Here is an 18006-nt window from a genome sequence, read left to right as displayed (position 1 = left end):
GGGCTGCGAGCCCGGCCCACCGAAGGGTCTTGGTCGGGCTGGGTCAGGCGGTGGTCTCGTCGAGCACGGTGAGCCCCGGGAGCTCCTTGCCCTCGAGGTACTCCAGGCTCGCGCCACCGCCGGTCGAGATGTGCCCGAACTGGTCGTCGTCGAAGCCGAGCTGGCGCACGGCAGCCGCGGAGTCGCCACCACCGATGACGGTGAGGGCCCCCTTCTCGGTCGCCTCGACCAGGGCCGCGGCCACCGCAGCCGTGCCTGCGGCATACGGCTCCATCTCGAACGCACCCATCGGGCCGTTCCAGAAGACCGTCTTGCAGTCCTTGAGCTTCTCGGCGAACAGCACCCCGGACTCGGGCCCGATGTCGAGCCCCATGCGGTCGGCGGGGATCGCGCCGGCGGGCACCACGTCGCGCTCGGCGTCGGCCGAGAACTCGGTGGCGGCGACGATGTCGACCGGGAGGACGATCTCGACGCCACGCTCCTTGGCCTGCTCGAGGTAGCCCTTGACCTGGTCGAGCTGGTCGGCCTCGAGCAGGCTCTTGCCCACCTCGTAGTCCTGGGCGGCGAGGAAGGTGAAGACCATGCCACCGCCGATGAGGAGGCGATCGGCCGTCTGGAGCAGGTTGTCGATGACGCCGAGCTTGTCGGAGACCTTCGCACCACCGAGCACCACGGCATACGGACGCTCCGGGTCCTCGGTGAGGCGCTTCAGGACGCCGACCTCGGTCTCGACGAGCCCGCCCACGGCCGACGGCAGCAGCCGCGCGACGTCGTAGACGCTGGCCTGCTTGCGGTGCACTACACCGAAGCCGTCGGAGACGAAGACGTCGGCCAGCCCGGCGAGCTGGCGCGCGAACTCGGCGCGCTCGTCGTCGGTCTTGGCCGTCTCTCCCGGGTTGAACCGGAGGTTCTCCAGCAGCACGACGTCGCCGTCCCGGGCCGCCTCGACCGCCGCCTTGGCGCTGTCGCCCACCGTGTCGCTGGCGAACGTGACGTCGCGGCCGAGGACCTCGCCGAGGCGAACAGCCACCGGAGCCAGCGAGTACTTGTCCTCGGGCGCGCCCTTGGGCCGACCGAGGTGGGCGCACACGATGACGCGGGCACCCGCCTCGGACAGCGACGCGATGGTGGGCGCCGACGCGCGGATGCGCCCGTCGTCGGTGATCGTCGTCCCGTCCAGGGGCACGTTGAGGTCTGACCGGACGAGGACGCGCTTGCCGCGCAGGTCGCCCAGCTCGGAGATCGAGTGCATCAGCTGTGGCTCGACCCGGGTCAGAGCGTCTGGCCGACGAGGACCACGAGGTCGGCGAGGCGGTTGGAGTAGCCCCACTCGTTGTCGTACCAGCCGATGACCTTCACCTGGTTGCCGATGACCTTGGTCAGGCCTGCGTCGAAGATGCACGAGGCCGGGTCGGTCTCGATGTCCTTGGAGACGATGGCGTCCTCGGTGTAGACGAGGATGCCCTTGAGCGGACCCTCGGCGGCGGCCTTGACTGCGGCGTTCACCTCTTCGGCGGTCGTCTCGCGGCCCGCCTCGAAGGTGAGGTCGGTCGCCGAACCGGTGGCGATCGGGACGCGCAGCGCGAACCCGTCGAGCTTGCCCTTGAGCTCGGGCAGCACGAGGCCGATGGCCTTGGCCGCGCCGGTCGAGGTGGGCACGATGTTGAGCGCTGCGGCCCGGGCGCGACGCAGGTCCTTGTGCGGGGCGTCCTGGAGGTTCTGGTCCTGGGTGTAGGCGTGGATGGTCGTCATCAGGCCCTTGACGATGCCGAACTCGTCGTTGAGGACCTTGGCCATCGGGCCGAGGCAGTTCGTCGTGCAGGACGCGTTGGAGATGATGGTGTGCTTGGCCGCGTCGTACTGGTCGTCGTTGACGCCCATGACGATGGTGATGTCCTCGTTGGACGCCGGCGCGGAGATGATGACCTTCTTGGCGCCGCCGTCGATGTGCGCCTTGGCCTTGGTCGCGTCGGTGAAGAAGCCGGTCGACTCCACGACGATGTCGGCGCCGACAGAGGCCCAGTCGATCTTGGCCGGGTCGCGCTCCTCGAAGACCTTGAACGTCTTACCACCGGCGGTGATCGAGGTGTCGTCGTAGGTCACCTCACCGGGGAAGCGGCCGAGGATCGAGTCGTACTTGAGCAGGTGCGCCAGCGTCTTGTTGTCCATCAGGTCGTTGGTGGCCACGACCTCGATGTCGGCTCCCGACGCCTCGATGGCGCGGAAGAAGTTGCGGCCGATGCGGCCGAAGCCGTTGATACCTACGCGAACAGTCACGATGCCAAGTCCTTCTCAGATGGGGACGGTATGCCGCGTGGCGCGGCGCGGAAATGCTCGGGCCCGAGCCTAGCGAGCGGGGCCGCCGGGAGTCACGGCGGTCCGGCGTACGGGCCGGTAACGTCGCCCCCTCGCCCAGGGCTCAGGAGCAGGTCAGTAGTCGCCGCCGAAGAGGTCTCGGGTGTAGACCTTGTCGGCCACCGGCGTGAGCTCGCCGACCATCCGGTTGGCGACGATGACGTCGGCCACCTCGGTGAACTCGGCGAGGTCGCGGATCACCCGTGAGCCGAAGAAGTGGTCATCGGCCAGCGCGGGCTCGTAGACCACGACCTCCACACCCTTGGCCTTGATCCGCTTCATGATCCCCTGGACGCTGCTCGACCGGAAGTTGTCGGAGCCGGACTTCATGATCAGGCGGTGGATGCCGACGATGCGGGGGTGGCGACGCAGGATGTCGGTCGCCACGAAGTCCTTGCGGGTGGTGTTGGCCGTGACGATCGCCTCGATGAGCGACTGGGGCACGTTCTGGTAGTTGGCCAGCAGCTGCTTGGTGTCCTTGGGCAGGCAGTACCCGCCGTAGCCGAAAGAGGGGTTGTTGTAGCCAGGGCCGATCCTCGGGTCGAGCCCGACCCCCTCGATGATCTGGCGGGGGTCGAGTCCGTGGGTCACTGCGAAGGTGTCGAGCTCGTTGAAGAAGGCGACGCGCATGGCCAGATAGGTGTTGGCGAACAGCTTCACGGCCTCGGCCTCGGTGCTGTCGGTGAGCAGCACGGGGACATCCGGCTCCTCGGACCCCTCCCGCAGCAGGTCGGCGAACGCCTGCCCCCGGTCGCTGCGCTCGCCCACGACGATCCGGGAAGGGTGCAGGCTGTCCCACAGCGCCTTGCCCTCGCGGAGGAACTCTGGACTGAACAGCAGGTTGTCGGTGCCGAGTCGCTGCGAGAGGTCCTCGGTGAAGCCGACCGGGACCGTGGACTTCACGACCATCACGGCGGTCGGGTTGGCAGCCACCACGTCGGCCGCGACCTTCTCCACGGTCGAGGTGTCGAAGTAGTTGGTCACGGGGTCGTAGTCGGTCGGTGTCGCGATGATGACGAACTCGGCGCCGGCGTAGGCCGTGGCCGGGTCGGTCGTGAAGGTCAGCGTCAGCTCGTGGTGGGCGAGGAACGTCTCGATCTCGGGGTCCGCGATGGGGCTGCGGCCCGAGCTCAGCAGGTCGACGCGGGCCGCGTCGATGTCGAGGGCCACGACGTCGTGTCGCTGGCCGAGCAGGACCGCCATGGAGAGTCCGACGTACCCGGTTCCGACGACGGCGATCCTCGTCATGCGTTGTCCCCGCTCCGAGTCAGGCGCTGGCGTGCGTCGGTCATGGGTCGATCAGGCGTCGAGCATGTCGGGCGTGAGGTTGGCCTCGGTACCCGGGATGCCGAGGTCCTGGGCCCGCTTGTCGGCCATCGCCAGCAGGCGCCGGATCCGCCCTGCCACGGCGTCCTTGGTCATCGGTGGCTGGGCAAGCTGGCCGAGCTCCTCGAGCGAGGCCTGCTTGTGCTCCAACCGCAGCGCCCCGGCCTCCTTGAGGTGGTCGGGGATCTCGTCGCCGAGGATCTCCATGGCGCGGTGCACCCTGGCGCCGGCCGCAACGGCGGCGCGCGCCGAGCGGCGCAGGTTGGCGTCGTCGAAGTTGGCCAGCCGGTTGGCCGTGGCCCGGACCTCGCGGCGCATCCGCCGCTCCTCCCACGCCATGACCGCGTCGTGCGCGCCCAGTCGCGTGAGCATTGCCCCGATGGCATCGCCGTCGCGGATGACGACCCGGTCGACGCCGCGCACCTCGCGTGCCTTGGCCTGGATGCCGAGGCGACGAGCCGCTCCGACGAGGGCGAGGGCCGCCTCAGGCCCCGGGCACGTGACCTCGAGAGCAGAGGATCGGCCGGGCTCGGTCAGCGAGCCGTGGGCGATGAAGGCACCGCGCCAGGCTGCTTCGGCGTCGCAGGCCGAGGCGCTGACCACCTTGGGTGGCAGCCCCCGCACCGGACGCCCCCGGGCGTCGATCAGCCCGGTCTGCCGGGCCAGGGCCTCGCCGTCCTGGACCACCCGGACGACGTAGCGGCTGCCCTTGCGCAGACCGCCGGCTGCGAGGACCAGCACCTCCGAGGGGTGGCCGTACAGGTCGCTGATGTTCTTGCGGAGCCGTCGGGCGGCGTTCGCCGTGTCGAGCTCGGCCTCGACGACGATCCGTCCCCCCACGATGTGCAGGCCGCCAGCGAACCGCAGCGTCGCGGCCACCTCCGACTTGCGGCAGCAGGGCTTCGTGACGTCGAGTCTGCTGAGCTCGTCCTTGACCCGCGCCGTCATTGCCATTGGTTCATCCTGCCATCTCGCCGTCGTGCACTGGTGGGCTCTGCTCCCATGCTGTGCTGTCTCCCCTGGTTCGTCGGCGCCCAGAGGCGCTGACGTGGTCTCGCGTCAGACTCAACCATGTCCGCCCTCAGCCGAACAGGTCACGGTATGCCGCCGCCAGCCTGAGCGAGTCATGGTGCCCCGGTGCGCCGCGTTGCGCCACTGGTGCAAGCACCAGCTCTGCACCGAGTCGCGCGGCGGCCGTGCGCAATCCTGCCTCATCGTCGACAGCACTGGGGTCGGCCAGGACGGCGTCCAGCCGCATTCGCGGCGCGTGGTCCACGAGCGCCTCCAGCTGGCGGGCGGCCGTGAAGCCGGCCGTCTCGCCGGAGTGCTCCAGGTTGAGGGTCAGCAACCGCCGGGCGGTCGTGTCATGGAGCGCGTCGCGCAGACCCGGCACCATGAGGTGCGGCATCACCGAGGTGAACCACGACCCCGGCCCGAGGATCACCCAGTCGGCCTCACGCACGGCCGCCACGGTCTCGGGTGCCGAAGGGGGATCAGCCGGCTCGAGGGCGATGCTGAGCACGGTCCCCTTGGTCGTGGCGACCGCCACCTGGCCGCGCAAGGTCGAGAGAGCCCGGGCGTCGGCCGGGTCCAGGCCACGTACCCGGGCGGTGATCTCGAGTGGCACGGCGGCCATGGGCAGCACCCGGCCCCGGGCGTTGAGGAGTCGACCAACGAGGTCGAGCCCGATGACCGGGTCGTGGTGCAGGTCCCACAGGGCGGTGATCAGCAGGTTGCCGAGGGCGTGGCCGCCCAGCTGCCCGTTGCCGCGGAACCGGTGCTGCAGGACGTCTCGCCAGGTGTGGCCCCACTCGGTGTCGTCGCAGAGCGCGGTCAGGGCCATCCGCAGGTCACCCGGCGGCAGCACGTCGAACTCGTCGCGAAGCCGTCCGGAAGACCCACCGTTGTCGGCGACGGTGACCACCGCCGTGATGTCGTCACAGACCAGCTTGAGTGCCTCGAGCGAAGCGGCGAGGCCGTGTCCACCGCCGAGCGCGACCACCGCGGGGCCGGTCATGACAACTGCTCGCTTCCGCGCTTGCTCCGCGCCTCGCTCGTGCCTCGCTCGTGTGCTCGCTGCGCTGTCAGACTCACTATTCCTGCCCCAGGTCGCGGTGCACGACGAACGTCGCGATGTCGTCGCTGCTGAGCCGGGTCCGCAGCGCTTCGGCCACGGCGACGGAGCGGTGCTTGCCGCCGGTGCAGCCCACCGCGACGGTGACGTACCGGCGACCCTCGCGGATGTAGCCCTCGGTCACCGGGTCCATGAGTGCGACGACCCGGTCGACGAACTCGGGAGCCCCCTCCTGGGCCATGACGAACTCGGCCACCGGCGCGTCCTGCCCGGTGAAGTTGCGCAGCTCGGGGATCCAGAACGGGTTCGGCAGGAACCGCATGTCGAAGACGAAGTCGGCGTCGAGCGGCACGCCGTACTTGAAGCCGAACGACATCACCGCGATGCGGACCTTGTGGCCGATGTCGCCGGAGAAGACCGGGTGGACCTTCTTGGCGAGCTGGTGGACGTTCAGGCCGGACGTGTCGATGACGACGTCGGCGCGGGCCCGCAGGTCGGCCAGCATGGCGCGCTCGCGGGTGATGCCGTCCAGCAGCCGGCCCTGGCCCTGGAGAGGGTGTGGTCGGCGCACGGACTCGAAGCGGCGCACGATCGCCTCGTCCGTGGCGTCCAGGAAGACCAGGTTGGGTCGCCACCCGCGGTCGCGCAGCTCGTCGAGCGCGGTCTGGAGGTGGTCGAAGAACCCGCGGGCCCGGACATCCACCACGGCCGCAAGGCGCGGCAGACCTGCCCGACGCGGTGCCTCGTTGGCGAGGTCGGCCAACGAGACGAGCAGGTGTGGCGGCAGGTTGTCGACGACGTACCAGCCGGAGTCCTCGAGCACGTTGGCGGTCGTCGACCGCCCGGCTCCACTCATGCCGGTCACGATGACGAGCTCAGCCTGGTCGCGCTTGTCGCCCGAGTCGGCGGCGTCCGGGGCTCCTGCGTCCGGCACCGCTGCCCCAGATGCTGCGCGGTCCTCGTCGGTCATCCCTGCCCCGTCTCCTTGCTCATCGCGCTCAGTCACCGTCGAGGATCTCTCCGGTCATCAGGTTGACGGCGGGTGCGGCCGTGTCTGCGGTGGCCAACTCTGCCGCAATCGTGGCTGCCAGCGCAGGTCCGATGCCGGAAACTTCCTGCAGCTCCTCGGCCGTCGCCGCGCGAACCTTCTTCACCGAGCCGAAATGACGCAGCAGGGCCTTGCGTCGCGTCTCCCCGAGTCCGGGGACACCGTCCAGGACGCTCGTGGTCATGGCCTTGGACCGGCGCTGGCGGTGGAAGGTGATGGCAAAGCGGTGGGCCTCGTCGCGGACCCGCTGCAGCAGGTAGAGGCCCTCACTGGTCCGCGGCAGGATGACGGGGTAGTCCTGGCCGGGCACCCAGACCTCCTCGAGCCGCTTGGCGAGCCCGACGACGGCGACGTCGTCGATGCCCAGCGCCGTCAGGGCCGCCTGGGCGGCGTTGACCTGGGGCAGGCCGCCGTCGACGACGACGAGGTTGGGCGGGTACGCGAACTTCTTCGGCTTGCCGGTGTCGGGGTCGATCCGCTCGGGACCGTTCTCCGGGTCGGGGCCGAGCTCGACGTCGGTGGCCTGGTCGCGCTCCTCGAGGTAGCGCTGGAACCGCCGGGTCAGCACCTCGTCCATCGCCGCGGTGTCGTCCACCTGCTCGCCACGGATGACGAACCGGCGGTACTCGGACTTGCGGGCCAGCCCGTCCTCGAAGACGACCATCGACCCGACGACCTGGGAGCCCTGGATGTGGCTGATGTCGTAGCACTCGACGCGCAGCGGCGCATCAGCCAGGTCGAGGCTGGTCTGCAGCTCCTGCAGTGCCTGGCTGCGTGCCGTGAGATCCCCGGCGCGGGCGAGCTTGTGCCGGGCCAGCGACTGCTTCGCGTTGCGGTGCACGGTCTCGAGCAGGGTGCGCTTGTCGCCCCTCTGGGGCACGCGCAAGTCGACCCCGGAGCCCCGCAGCGACCCGAGCCAGATCGCGACGGCATCCGGGTCCTCCGGCAGGACCGGCACCAGCACCTCGCGCGGCACGCTGTCGTCCGACTCGCCTCCGTAGACCTGCTGGAGGAGGTGGCCGACGATCTCGGGCACGGTCTCGGCGTCCATCTCGGCGACCCAGCCGCGCTGTCCGCGCACGCGCCCGCCACGCACGTGGAAGACCTGGACGGCGATCTCGAGCCCGTCGTGCTCGAGGGCGAACACGTCGGCGTCGGTGCCGTCGCCCAGGACGATGGCGGACTTCTCCAGCGCCTTGCCCAGCGCCACGAGGTCGTCGCGCATCCGGGCTGCCTGTTCGAACTCCAAGGACTTCGACGCGGCAGCCATGTCGCGCTCGAGCCGCTTGACGAACCGCGTCGTGTTGCCGGCCATGAAGTCGCAGAAGTCCTCGGCGATGGCGCGGTGCTCCTCTGGGCTGACCCTCCCCACGCAGGGCGCCGAGCACTTGTCGATGTAGCCCAGCAGACACGGACGGCCCACCTGCCCGGCCCGCTTGAAGACCCCCGAGGAGCAGGTGCGGACGGGAAACACCCGCAACAACAGGTCGAGCGTCTCGCGGATGGCCCAGGCATGGGCGTAAGGGCCGAAGTAGCGGGTGCCCTTGCGCTTGGCCCCGCGCATCACCTGCGCCCGCGGGAACTCCTCCCCGAGCGTCACCGCGAGGTAGGGGTAGGACTTGTCGTCGCGGTACTTGACGTTGAACCGCGGGTCGTACTCCTTGATCCAGGAGTACTCGAGCTGCAGCGCCTCGACCTCGGTCGAGACCACGGTCCACTCGACGCTCGCAGCCGTGGTGACCATGGTGGCGGTGCGGGGGTGCAGGGCTGAGATGTCCTGGAAGTAGGACGACAGCCGCGGCCGCAGGGACTTGGCCTTGCCGACGTAGATGACGCGCTTGGCGGCGTCCCGGAACCGGTAGACGCCCGGGTCGACCGGGATCTCCCCCGGCGCCGGACGGTAGGTCGACGGGTCAGCCACGACTCCACTCTATGGAGGGCGACCGACGGCCCGTCCCGCGGGAGCCCCGCTTCCCGCGGAGACGAGGTATGCCGCGTCGGGACGGCGCGGCATACCTGGCCCTGCGCTTCTGGCGGGGAAGGTCAGGTGACCGAGATCCCGTCGCCGCTCACGGCCACGGACTTCTCCGGAAGGGCCTTGGTGGCCGGTCCCTTCTTGACCGCGCCGGTGGTGATGTCGTACTCGCTGCCGTGGCAGGCACAGTTGATGGTGCCGTTGGCGACGGTGGTCACCAGGCACGCCTGGTGGGTGCACACGGCGCTGAAGGCCTTGAACTCCCCCGAGGTGGGCTGGGTGACCACCACCTTCTGGTCGGTGAAGATCTTGCCTCCCCCCACGGGGATGGTCGCCTTCGAGATGGCGTCCTTGACGGCGCTGGTCGCGGCGTCCTTGGCCGTGCTGGCCGCGCTGCTCGCAGCGTCCTCGGCGGCTCCACAGCCGGCGAGTGCAGTGACGCCGACTCCGGCGAGGCCGGCGGACGCCAGCACGGTGCGGCGGGAGGGGCCGGTGACGGGGTGGTCTTCTGGGGTGGTCATGCGCGCGCCTTTCGGTGGAGGTGCCCCCTCACGGGGCTGACCAGATGGCCCGAGGATGCGGGCCGATGATGGGTGGGACCTGTATGAGACATGCGTGGGACATGGGTATGACGGGTGACGCTGCCACGACGTTCACGGCACCCGCCACCGGGCGGTGATAACGACACGGTCACGCATGGGGTTGATGTGCTGCCCCGCAGGGGGAACAGCGGCATAGTCTGCACACACCCCAACCGGGGTGACCCGTGGGCGCCGTACGGCCCGCGAGCACCCAATGACTTCAGGAGGAGTCTTGCGTTCCGTGTTCAAGATTGGCGCGCCACTCGTGGCCGCTGCCCTCGCGCTGACTGCCTGTGGTGGAACCACTGGCGGCAGCTCCGACGCCGGTTCCAAGGCGTGTGACCTCAAGATCGGCTTCTTCGGCGCCCTCACCGGCGACGCTGCCAACCTCGGCATCAACATCAAGAACGGTGCCGAGCTCGCCGTCAAGCAGTACAACGAGAAGAACGCCGACTGCAAGGTCGCGCTCACCTCGTTCGACAGCCAGGGCGACCCGTCCATTGCCCCCGGACTGGCCCAGAAGGCCGTCACCGACAAGAAGCTGGTCGGCATCGTCGGCCCCGCCTTCTCCGGTGAGTCCAAGGCCGCCGACCCGATCTTCGACAAGGCCGGCCTGAACATCATCACGGCCTCCGCGACGGCGACGAAGCTGTCCGAGAACGGCTGGAAGACCTTCCACCGCATCCTCGGCAACGACAACAGCCAGGGCCCCGCGGCCGCGAAGTACATCAAGGACGTCCTGAAGGCGCAGAAGGTCTTCGTCTCGGACGACACCTCCGAGTACGGCAAGGGCCTGGCCGACATCGTCAAGAGTGATCTCGGAGCGCTCGTCACCGGCACCGACCACACTGCAGCCGACGGCAAGCAGGACGACTTCTCCGCGACCGTGACCAAGGCCAAGGCCTCGGGTGCGACCGCGTTCTTCTACGGCGGCTACTACTCCAACGCCAGCAAGCTGGCCAAGCAGCTGAAGGACGGTGGCTTCACCGGCACCTTCGTCGCCGGCGACGGCGTCAAGGACGACGGCTTCATCAAGGGCGCCGGTGCGGCGGCCGAGGGCGCCATCGTCACCTGCCCGTGCCTCCCGCCGGACCAGGCACCCGAGTTCGCGGCCGCCTACAAGAAGGCCTACAACTCGGACCCGGCCACGTACTCGGCAGAGGCCTACGACGCAGCCAACGTGTTCCTCGCTGCCATCAAGGCTGGGAAGACCACGTCGGCCGACATCAACGCCTTCATCGCCTCCTACGACCAGAAGGGCGTCACCAAGCAGGTCAAGTTCGACGCCAAGGGCGAGCCGGCGGACATCCACGTGTGGGCCTACAAGGTCACCGGCGGCAAGATCGTTCCGGACCAGGAAGTCAAGTAACACCACGTGTAGCGGCCAGGGCTCTCGGCAACGGGGGTCCTGGCCGCTACCGTGTTCCCGTCCGGACCCGGACCCCGCCGCACTGACGCGCAGGTCCCTCACCACGGAGGTCTGATGCAGCTTCTCCTGAACAACTTCTGGGAGTTCACAATCACCGGGTTGGCCAACGGGGCCATCTACGCGCTGATTGCTCTCGGCTACACGCTCGTCTACGGCGTGCTGCGCCTCATCAACTTCGCCCACTCCGAGGTGTTCATGTGGGGCGGCTTCGCGGCCGTCTGGGCCCTGGTGGCGCTCGGCGCCAGCAAGGCGAGCGGCATCGGCGTCGTCGGGTTCCTCATTGCGGGCTTCGCGTCGGCCATGGTGATCTCCGCGCTCGTGGCGCTCGGCCTCGAGTTCGTCGCCTACCGCCCGCTCCGCAAGCGCAACTCGCCACCGCTGATCGCGCTCATCTCCGCGATCGGTGCGTCGTACACGCTGTCGGAAGTGATGGGCCTGCGCGACAAGCCGTTCAAGTGGTTCGGCAAGGACGACGACCTGGTCAACTACGTCGGCCGTCCCCGCGAGGCCGCGCCGTTCCCGCTCAACATCGAGACGAAGCGGCTCTTCTACGTCTTCGACTACCACGTCTCCAACAAGGACCTCATCGTCCTGGGGTCGGCCATCGTCATGATGATCGTGCTCGACCAGTTCATGCAGCGGTCCCGTCTCGGCCGGGGGATCCGCGCCGTTGCCCAGGACCCCGAGTCCGCCGCCCTGATGGGTGTGAACCGCGACAGGGTCATCCGGCTGACCTTCGTCATCGGCGGGGCCATGGCTGGTGCCGCCGCGATGATGTACCTCATCCGGATCGGGCAGATCCGCTACAACTCGGGCTTCCTGCTCGGCGTGAAAGCCTTCACCGCCGCCGTGCTCGGCGGCATCGGCAACCTTCGCGGCGCTCTGCTCGGTGGCTTCATCCTCGGCGTGGCCGAGAACTACGGTCAAGCCATCTTCGGTGGAGAGTGGAAGGACGTCGTGGCCTTCACGCTCCTCGTGGTCATCCTCCTGTTCCGGCCCACCGGCCTGCTCGGTGAGTCCCTCGGAAAGGCACGCGCATGAGCGCCGTCTCGAACGTGTTCCACGGGGTCGGTGACCGTTTCCGTGCCCTGCCCCGCTGGGCCAAGATCGTGCTGATGGTCGCCGCCGTGGTGTTCGTCTACCTCCTGCCGATCCTCAACCCGCCGCTGATCACGACGACCGACTCCGACTTCGGTGCCGTGCTGTTCCTCTGCGCGCTGTACGCCCTGGTCGCGATCGGGCTCAACATCGTCATCGGGTATGCCGGCCTGCTCGACCTCGGGTACATCGGCTTCTTCGCGATCGGCGCGTTCACGGTGGGCGTGCTCGGGTCGGCCCATGGGAAGCTTCCGCTGCTGCTGTGCATCCCGATCGCGATGGCGGTCACGCTGTTCTCGGGCATCGTCCTCGGCGCGCCCACGCTGCGCGTGCGGGGCGACTACCTCGCGATCGTGACCCTCGGCTTCGGCGAGATCGTCCGGCTGATCCTGGTGAACGCCGACGCCCTGACCGGCGGCTCCCGCGGTATCTCGAACATTCCCACGCCACCGAGCTGGGCACTGTTCGAGATCCCCAAGCTCAAGTGGGAGGGGTTCGTCGCCTACGTCGACCAGAGCAACACCACGACGTTCCTGCAGTTCGGGGTCACCGACTCGGTGCCCTACTACTGGCTGGCGCTGACTCTCGTGGGCGTGGTGCTCTTCCTCGACTGGCGGATGCAGAACTCTCGCGTCGGCCGGGCCTGGGAGGCAACCCGCGAGGACGAGGACGCCGCTGAGCTCATGGGTGTCCCGACCTTCCGGTTCAAGCTGCTGGCCTTCGCCACGGGTGCCGCGATCGGCGGACTGTCCGGTGCGCTCTTCGCCACCAAGCAGCAGTTCATCAACCCGGACAACTTCACCATCCTGTACTCCGTGCTCTTCGTCGCCATGGTCGTCGTCGGTGGTCAGGGCAACCGCTGGGGCGTCGTGCTCGCTGCGGCTCTGCTGACCTGGGCGCCGGAGAAGTTCCGGTTCCTGTCCGACGCTCGGTTCCTGCTGTTCGGCCTCGCCCTGATGGCGCTGGCCATCTTCCGACCGCAGGGCCTGATGCCGCCTCGACGATCGGTGCGTGCCAAACAGGCGGACATCGAGACAGAGGTCCTCGAGGAAGGGGCGACCCATGCCTGACACCACGCCTGACAAGACGCCTGACGAGACCGCCGATGCCGCGGCCGCGGCACGCGGACCCCGGGTCGACGACGAGGCCACGACCCGTCCCGAGGTCGACACCACCCCGGACACCTCGGTCGACATCAGTGTCGACGAGATCGCCCACCTCCCCAAGGGCAAGATGCTCGAGGTCGACGACGTGACCCTGCGCTTCGGCGGTGTCACGGCCCTCGACGGTGTCTCGTTCCACATCAACACCGGCGAGATCCTCGGCCTGATCGGGCCCAACGGTGCTGGCAAGACGACCTGCTTCAACGTGATGACCGGTGTCTACCAGCCCACCTCGGGCGGGATCCAGTTCATGGGCGAGCCGCTCGGCAAGCGACAGAAGTTCCAGATCACCAAGCTGGGCATCGCCCGCACCTTCCAGAACATCCGGTTGTTCCACAACATGACGGCACTGGAGAACGTCCTGGTCGGCGCGGATGCGCACCACTCCACGGGTATGGGGTCGGCGCTGCTGCGGCTGCGCAAACACCATGCCGAGGAGGCCGAGGGCATGGAACGTGCCTTCGAGCTGCGCAAGTTCATGGGGTTGGACAAGCGGGCCGACGAGCTCGCCCGCAACCTGCCCTACGGCGACCAACGGCGGCTCGAGATCGCGCGAGCCCTCGCCACGAACCCCAAGCTGCTCTGCCTCGACGAGCCGGCGGCCGGCTTCAACCCGGCGGAGAAGGCTCGGCTGATGGAGCTCATCCGGTCGATCCGCGACCAGGGCTACACCGTGCTGCTCATCGAGCACGACATGAAGCTCGTCATGGGCGTCACCGACAGGATCGTGGTGCTGGAGTTCGGCAAGAAGATCGCCGAGGGACTGCCCGCCGAGATCCAGGACAACCCTGCGGTGATCGCCGCCTATCTGGGAGTTGATGAAGATGCTTCTTGAGGTCGACGACCTCTGCGTCAACTACGGACGCATCGAGGCCATCCGCAACATCTCGTTCACGGTGAACGAGGGCGAGGTGGTCACGCTCATCGGGGCCAACGGTGCCGGAAAGACGACCACCATGAAGACGGTCTCCGGGTTGCGCCCGGTCCGCGCGGGCTCCATCCGGTTCGAGGGTCAGGACATCACCGCGATGCCGCCCCACGAACGTCCGGTGCTGGGGATCGCCCAGTCGCCCGAGGGCCGAGGCTGCTTCGTCGGCATGACCGTGCTCGAGAACCTCGACATGGGTGCCTACGCCCGGAGCGACCGCAAGACGCCGAAGATCAAGGAGGACCGCGACCGGGTCTTCGGGCTCTTCCCGCGGCTGGCGGAGCGGCGCAGCCAGGTGGCCGGCACCATGTCGGGCGGCGAACAGCAGATGCTCGCGATCGGGCGCGCCCTCATGGCCAACCCGAAGCTGCTGCTCCTGGACGAGCCGTCGATGGGACTGGCGCCCAAGCTCATCCAGCAGATCTTCGACATCATCACCGAGATCAACAAGCAGGGCACGACCGTGCTCCTCGTCGAGCAGAACGCTGCGCAGGCGCTCAAGCGCGCCGACCGCGCCTACATCCTCGAGACCGGCGAGATCGTGCGTGAGGGAACCGGCCAGGAACTGGCCAACGACCCTGCGGTCAAGGCGTCCTACCTCGGCGGCGACGTCTAGGCACTCCCTGGTGTGCCGGCTGGCCGGCACACCGCGAACGGCCCCTCGGTGATTTCCGAGGGGCCGTTCGCGCAGGAGCCTTCATCGGCGGGGTGGGCCTACCTCGTGGAGGGCGCTTTCGCGGACTTCGACGTGACCTTGGGGGCGGCGCGCTTCGTGGCCGCTTTCGCGGTCGCCTTCTTCGCCGTCGCCTTCTTCGCGGTCGCCTTCTTCGCAGTCGTCGTCTTCGGAGTCGCGTTGGTTGCCGGCTTCGTGGTCGCGGTCTTCGTGGTGGCGGTCTTCTTCGGCGCGGCCGCAGCTGCGGTGCGCTTGGCCGCCCCGGTGGCTCGCTGCGGCGTGCGCGCGCTGCGCGCCAGGATGGGCGCGAGGAACTGCCCGGTGTAGCTGTCCTCCACCGTGGCGACCTGCTCGGGAGTGCCCTCGGCGATGACGCGACCTCCGCCGTTGCCGCCCTCGGGACCCATGTCGACGATCCAGTCGGCGTTCTTGATGACGTCGAGATTGTGCTCGATCACGATCACGGTGTTGCCCTTGTCGACCAGACCCTGCAGGACGAGGAGCAGTTTGCGGATGTCCTCGAAGTGCAACCCCGTGGTGGGCTCGTCCAGGACGTAGATGGTCCGGCCCGTCGACCGCTTCTGCAGCTCGGCGGCCAGCTTGACGCGTTGCGCCTCACCACCGGACAGCGTGGGTGCGGGCTGCCCGAGTCGGACGTACCCGAGCCCCACCTGGTTGAGCGTCTTCATGTGGCGAGCGATGCCGGGCACCGCGGCGAAGAAGTCGGCGGCCTCCTCGATCGGCATGTCGAGGACGTCAGCGATCGTCTTGCCCTTGAAGTGGACCTCGAGCGTCTCGCGGTTGTAGCGCGCCCCATGGCACACCTCGCACGGGACGTAGACGTCGGGGAGGAAGTTCATCTCGATCTTGATGGTGCCGTCGCCCGAGCAGGCATCACAGCGACCGCCCTTGACGTTGAACGAGAACCGACCGGGCTGGTAGCCACGGATCTTGGCCTCGGTCGTCGTCGCGAAGAGCTTGCGCACGGCGTCGAAGACACCCGTGTAGGTCGCCGGGTTGGACCGCGGAGTGCGGCCGATCGGGCTCTGGTCGACGTGGACGACCTTGTCGAGGTTGTCCAGGCCCGTGACCGTCTTGTGCCGCCCCGGGACGTGGCGGGCACCGTTGAGCTTGTTGGCCAGGACGTTGTAGAGGATGTCGTTGACGAGCGTCGACTTGCCCGAGCCGGAGACTCCGGTGACCGCCACGAGGTTGCCCAGCGGGAACGACACGTCGACCCCGTGCAGGTTGTGCTCGCGAGCCCCGACGACGGTGACCTCGCGCCCGCGCTCCTGGGGTCGGCGCAGAGCGGGCATGGGGATCTCGAGGCGCCCGGAGAGGTACTTGCCGGTGATCGAGTCCTGGTGCTCGAGCAGTCCCTGGACCGTGCCCGAGTGGACGACGACCCCACCGTGCTCGCCGGCTCCCGGGCCGATGTCGACGACCCAGTCCGCAGTGGCGATCGTGTCCTCGTCGTGCTCGACGACGATGAGCGTGTTGCCGAGGTCGCGCAGCCGCGTCAGCGTCTCGATGAGCCGGTGGTTGTCGCGCTGGTGCAGACCGATGCTCGGCTCGTCGAGGACGTAGAGGACTCCGACCAGGCCCGAGCCGATCTGGGTCGCGAGCCGGATCCGCTGGGCCTCGCCGCCGGAGAGCGTGCCCGCCGGGCGGTCGAGCGAGAGGTAGTCGAGCCCCACGTCGAGCAGGAACCCGAGCCGCGCGTCGATCTCCTTGATCACCCGCTCGGCGATCTGCCGTTCACGGACGGTGAAGTCGACCTCCTTGAGGAACTTCGCACAGTCGGCGATGGCCAGCGCACAGATTGCCGAGATGCTGCGGCCCCCGATGTGAACGGCCAGCGACTCGGGCTTGAGGCGGGCGCCACCGCACTCGGGGCACGGCACCTCGCGCATGTACCCCTCGTAGCGCTCCCGGCTCCACTCGGAGTCGGTCTCGGAGTGTCGACGCTTCACGAAGGGGACCACACCCTCGAAGCCAGTCGTGTAGGACCGCTCCCGCCCGTAGCGGTTCTTGTAGCGGACGTGGACCTTGTAGTTCTGACCGTGCAGCAGCGCCTCCTTGGCGCGGTCCGGCAGGGCGTGCCAGGGGGTGTCCATCGTGAACTTGAGGTCCTCACCGAGCGCGGTCATCACGCGCTGGAAGTACTCGGCGGACCCGCTGGTTGACGCCCAGGGGGCGATCGCGCCCTGGGCAAGGGTCAGGTCCTCGTCGGGGACCAGCAGCTCGGGGTCGACCTCCAGCTCGGTGCCCAGACCGGTGCACTTGGGACAGGCGCCGAAGGGGCTGTTGAACGAGAACGAGCGGGGCTCGACCTCGTCCATCGCCAGCGGGTGGTCGTTGGGGCACGCCATCCGCTCGGAGAAGCGTCGCTCACGCTCAGGGTCCTTGGAGTCCTTGTCGACGAAGTCGACGACGAGGACACCCCCGGCCAGCCCGAGGGCGGTCTCGACGGAGTCCGTGAGCCGCCGCTTGGCCCCGGTGTCGTTGCCCTTGGCCACCAAGCGGTCGACCACGACGTCGATGGTGTGCTTGACCTGCTTCTCCAGCTTGGGGGGATCGGTCAGCGACACGACCTCGCCGTCGACCCGGGCTCGCGAGAAGCCCTTGCTCTGGAGCTCGCCGAAGAGGTCGACGTACTCCCCCTTGCGGGCGCGGACGACCGGGGCGAGGACCTGGAACCGGGTCTTCTCGGGCAGCTCCAGGAGGCGGTCGACGATCTGCTGGGGGCTCTGCCGGGTGATCGGCTCGCCACACACCGGGCAGTGCGGACGGCCCGCGCGCGCGAAGAGCAGGCGGAGGTAGTCGTAGACCTCCGTGATCGTGCCGACCGTCGAGCGCGGGTTGCGGTTGGTCGACTTCTGGTCGATCGAGACCGCCGGCGAGAGCCCCTCGATGAAGTCGACGTCGGGCTTGTCCATCTGTCCCAGGAACTGCCGGGCATAGGCGGACAGGGACTCGACGTAGCGACGTTGCCCCTCGGCGAAGATCGTGTCGAAGGCCAAGGACGACTTGCCTGACCCTGACAAACCCGTGAAGACGATCAGCGAGTCACGAGGCAGCTCGACCGACACATCCTTGAGGTTGTGCTCACGGGCACCCCGGACGATGAGCTGGTCGTGCTGGTGGCGGCGGGCGGGCACGGCTGAAGTCACGCGCACCATCGTAGGTGGCCGCACCGACAACCCTCTCCCGGCCACCGGCCCGGCACCTCCCGCGTGGACCCCTGCACGCGGCATACCCTCTCGTCATGACCACGCCCAACCGGCCAGGCTCCTCGCCCCTCCGGGCCTCGCTCGTCCCTCACTCGGGTCCTCGGGGTRTCGTCGCATGACCAC

Annotated in this window: 14 protein-coding genes; 5 read left to right on the top strand and 9 right to left on the bottom strand. The window is 68.6% G+C overall.

Annotated features, from left to right (window positions below; translation table 11 throughout):
* Positions 1 to 43 precede the first annotated feature (43 nt).
* The 8 genes from AC1DXJ_RS01245 to AC1DXJ_RS01210 all read right to left on the bottom strand — a co-directional run bounded on the left by AC1DXJ_RS01245 (position 44) and on the right by AC1DXJ_RS01210 (position 9299).
* Complete coding sequence (locus AC1DXJ_RS01245; RefSeq protein WP_477612818.1) at positions 44 to 1252, bottom strand: phosphoglycerate kinase; 1209 nt, start codon at positions 1250 to 1252, stop codon at positions 44 to 46.
* A 20-nt stretch (positions 1253 to 1272) separates the two neighbouring features.
* A complete protein-coding gene (gene gap, locus AC1DXJ_RS01240) occupies positions 1273 to 2277 on the bottom strand; it encodes a type I glyceraldehyde-3-phosphate dehydrogenase (protein WP_477612817.1) in 1005 nt (334 codons plus the stop codon).
* 153 nt (positions 2278 to 2430) lie between these two features.
* Positions 2431 to 3603, bottom strand: coding sequence for a nucleotide sugar dehydrogenase (locus AC1DXJ_RS01235; RefSeq protein WP_477612816.1), 1173 nt, complete (start codon positions 3601 to 3603; stop codon positions 2431 to 2433).
* Between the two features lie 51 nt (positions 3604 to 3654).
* Entirely contained in the window at positions 3655 to 4635 is a 981-nt protein-coding gene (gene whiA, locus AC1DXJ_RS01230) for a DNA-binding protein WhiA (RefSeq protein ID WP_179422770.1), read from the bottom strand.
* A 127-nt stretch (positions 4636 to 4762) separates the two neighbouring features.
* Positions 4763 to 5698, bottom strand: coding sequence for a gluconeogenesis factor YvcK family protein (locus tag AC1DXJ_RS01225; protein ID WP_477612815.1), 936 nt, complete (start codon positions 5696 to 5698; stop codon positions 4763 to 4765).
* 76 nt (positions 5699 to 5774) lie between these two features.
* A complete protein-coding gene (gene rapZ / locus AC1DXJ_RS01220) occupies positions 5775 to 6725 on the bottom strand; it encodes an RNase adapter RapZ (protein ID WP_477612814.1) in 951 nt (316 codons plus the stop codon).
* Between the two features lie 28 nt (positions 6726 to 6753).
* A complete protein-coding gene (uvrC, locus tag AC1DXJ_RS01215) occupies positions 6754 to 8724 on the bottom strand; it encodes an excinuclease ABC subunit UvrC (RefSeq protein ID WP_477612813.1) in 1971 nt (656 codons plus the stop codon).
* 122 nt (positions 8725 to 8846) lie between these two features.
* The gene (locus tag AC1DXJ_RS01210; RefSeq protein ID WP_477612812.1) at positions 8847 to 9299 is read right to left on the bottom strand and encodes a Rieske (2Fe-2S) protein; all 453 of its coding nucleotides are present in this window, start codon (positions 9297 to 9299) and stop codon (positions 8847 to 8849) included.
* Positions 9300 to 9600: 301 nt separating this feature from the next.
* Here AC1DXJ_RS01210 and AC1DXJ_RS01205 point away from each other — a divergent pair, with 301 nt between their 5' ends.
* The 5 genes from AC1DXJ_RS01205 (at position 9601) to AC1DXJ_RS01185 (ending at position 14593) form a co-directional block, all read left to right on the top strand.
* Positions 9601 to 10728 (top strand): branched-chain amino acid ABC transporter substrate-binding protein, encoded by a 1128-nt coding sequence (locus tag AC1DXJ_RS01205; RefSeq protein WP_477612811.1) that lies wholly within the window; start codon positions 9601 to 9603, stop codon positions 10726 to 10728.
* A 114-nt stretch (positions 10729 to 10842) separates the two neighbouring features.
* Entirely contained in the window at positions 10843 to 11829 is a 987-nt protein-coding gene (locus tag AC1DXJ_RS01200) for a branched-chain amino acid ABC transporter permease (RefSeq protein ID WP_477612810.1), read from the top strand.
* A complete protein-coding gene (locus AC1DXJ_RS01195; RefSeq protein WP_477612809.1) occupies positions 11826 to 12956 on the top strand; it encodes a branched-chain amino acid ABC transporter permease in 1131 nt (376 codons plus the stop codon). The genes AC1DXJ_RS01200 and AC1DXJ_RS01195 overlap by 4 nt, the downstream gene beginning before the upstream one ends.
* Positions 12949 to 13884, top strand: coding sequence for an ABC transporter ATP-binding protein (locus AC1DXJ_RS01190; RefSeq protein ID WP_477636190.1), 936 nt, complete (start codon positions 12949 to 12951; stop codon positions 13882 to 13884). Before AC1DXJ_RS01195 ends, AC1DXJ_RS01190 begins: the two co-directional genes overlap by 8 nt.
* Positions 13874 to 14593: an ABC transporter ATP-binding protein gene (locus tag AC1DXJ_RS01185; protein WP_477613419.1), complete on the top strand. Its 720-nt coding sequence runs from the start codon at positions 13874 to 13876 to the stop codon at positions 14591 to 14593. Before AC1DXJ_RS01190 ends, AC1DXJ_RS01185 begins: the two co-directional genes overlap by 11 nt.
* A 98-nt stretch (positions 14594 to 14691) precedes the next feature.
* Here the strand turns inward: AC1DXJ_RS01185 and uvrA are convergent, their stop codons facing one another.
* Positions 14692 to 17832, bottom strand: coding sequence for an excinuclease ABC subunit UvrA (gene uvrA, locus AC1DXJ_RS01180; protein ID WP_477636303.1), 3141 nt, complete (start codon positions 17830 to 17832; stop codon positions 14692 to 14694).
* Positions 17833 to 18006 lie beyond the last annotated feature (174 nt).

The sequence above is a fragment of the Pedococcus sp. P2_D9 genome (assembly GCF_056404275.1).
Note: the sequence above shows the minus strand (reverse complement) of the source record. Positions and strands in the feature narration are given on the sequence as shown.

Bases quoted from the DNA above. Each gene is read 5' to 3' on its own strand.
- AC1DXJ_RS01245 (WP_477612818.1), bottom strand. From the start codon at position 1,252: ATGCACTCGATCTCCGAGCTGGGCGACCTGCGCGGCAAGCGCGTCCTC.
- AC1DXJ_RS01235 (WP_477612816.1), bottom strand. From the start codon at position 3,603: ATGACGAGGATCGCCGTCGTCGGAACCGGGTACGTCGGACTCTCCATG.
- whiA (WP_179422770.1), bottom strand. From the start codon at position 4,635: ATGGCAATGACGGCGCGGGTCAAGGACGAGCTCAGCAGACTCGACGTC.
- AC1DXJ_RS01225 (WP_477612815.1), bottom strand. From the start codon at position 5,698: ATGACCGGCCCCGCGGTGGTCGCGCTCGGCGGTGGACACGGCCTCGCC.
- rapZ (WP_477612814.1), bottom strand. From the start codon at position 6,725: ATGACCGACGAGGACCGCGCAGCATCTGGGGCAGCGGTGCCGGACGCA.
- AC1DXJ_RS01210 (WP_477612812.1), bottom strand. From the start codon at position 9,299: ATGACCACCCCAGAAGACCACCCCGTCACCGGCCCCTCCCGCCGCACC.
- AC1DXJ_RS01200 (WP_477612810.1), top strand. From the start codon at position 10,843: ATGCAGCTTCTCCTGAACAACTTCTGGGAGTTCACAATCACCGGGTTG.
- AC1DXJ_RS01195 (WP_477612809.1), top strand. From the start codon at position 11,826: ATGAGCGCCGTCTCGAACGTGTTCCACGGGGTCGGTGACCGTTTCCGT.
- AC1DXJ_RS01190 (WP_477636190.1), top strand. From the start codon at position 12,949: ATGCCTGACACCACGCCTGACAAGACGCCTGACGAGACCGCCGATGCC.
- AC1DXJ_RS01185 (WP_477613419.1), top strand. From the start codon at position 13,874: ATGCTTCTTGAGGTCGACGACCTCTGCGTCAACTACGGACGCATCGAG.
- uvrA (WP_477636303.1), bottom strand. From the start codon at position 17,832: ATGGTGCGCGTGACTTCAGCCGTGCCCGCCCGCCGCCACCAGCACGAC.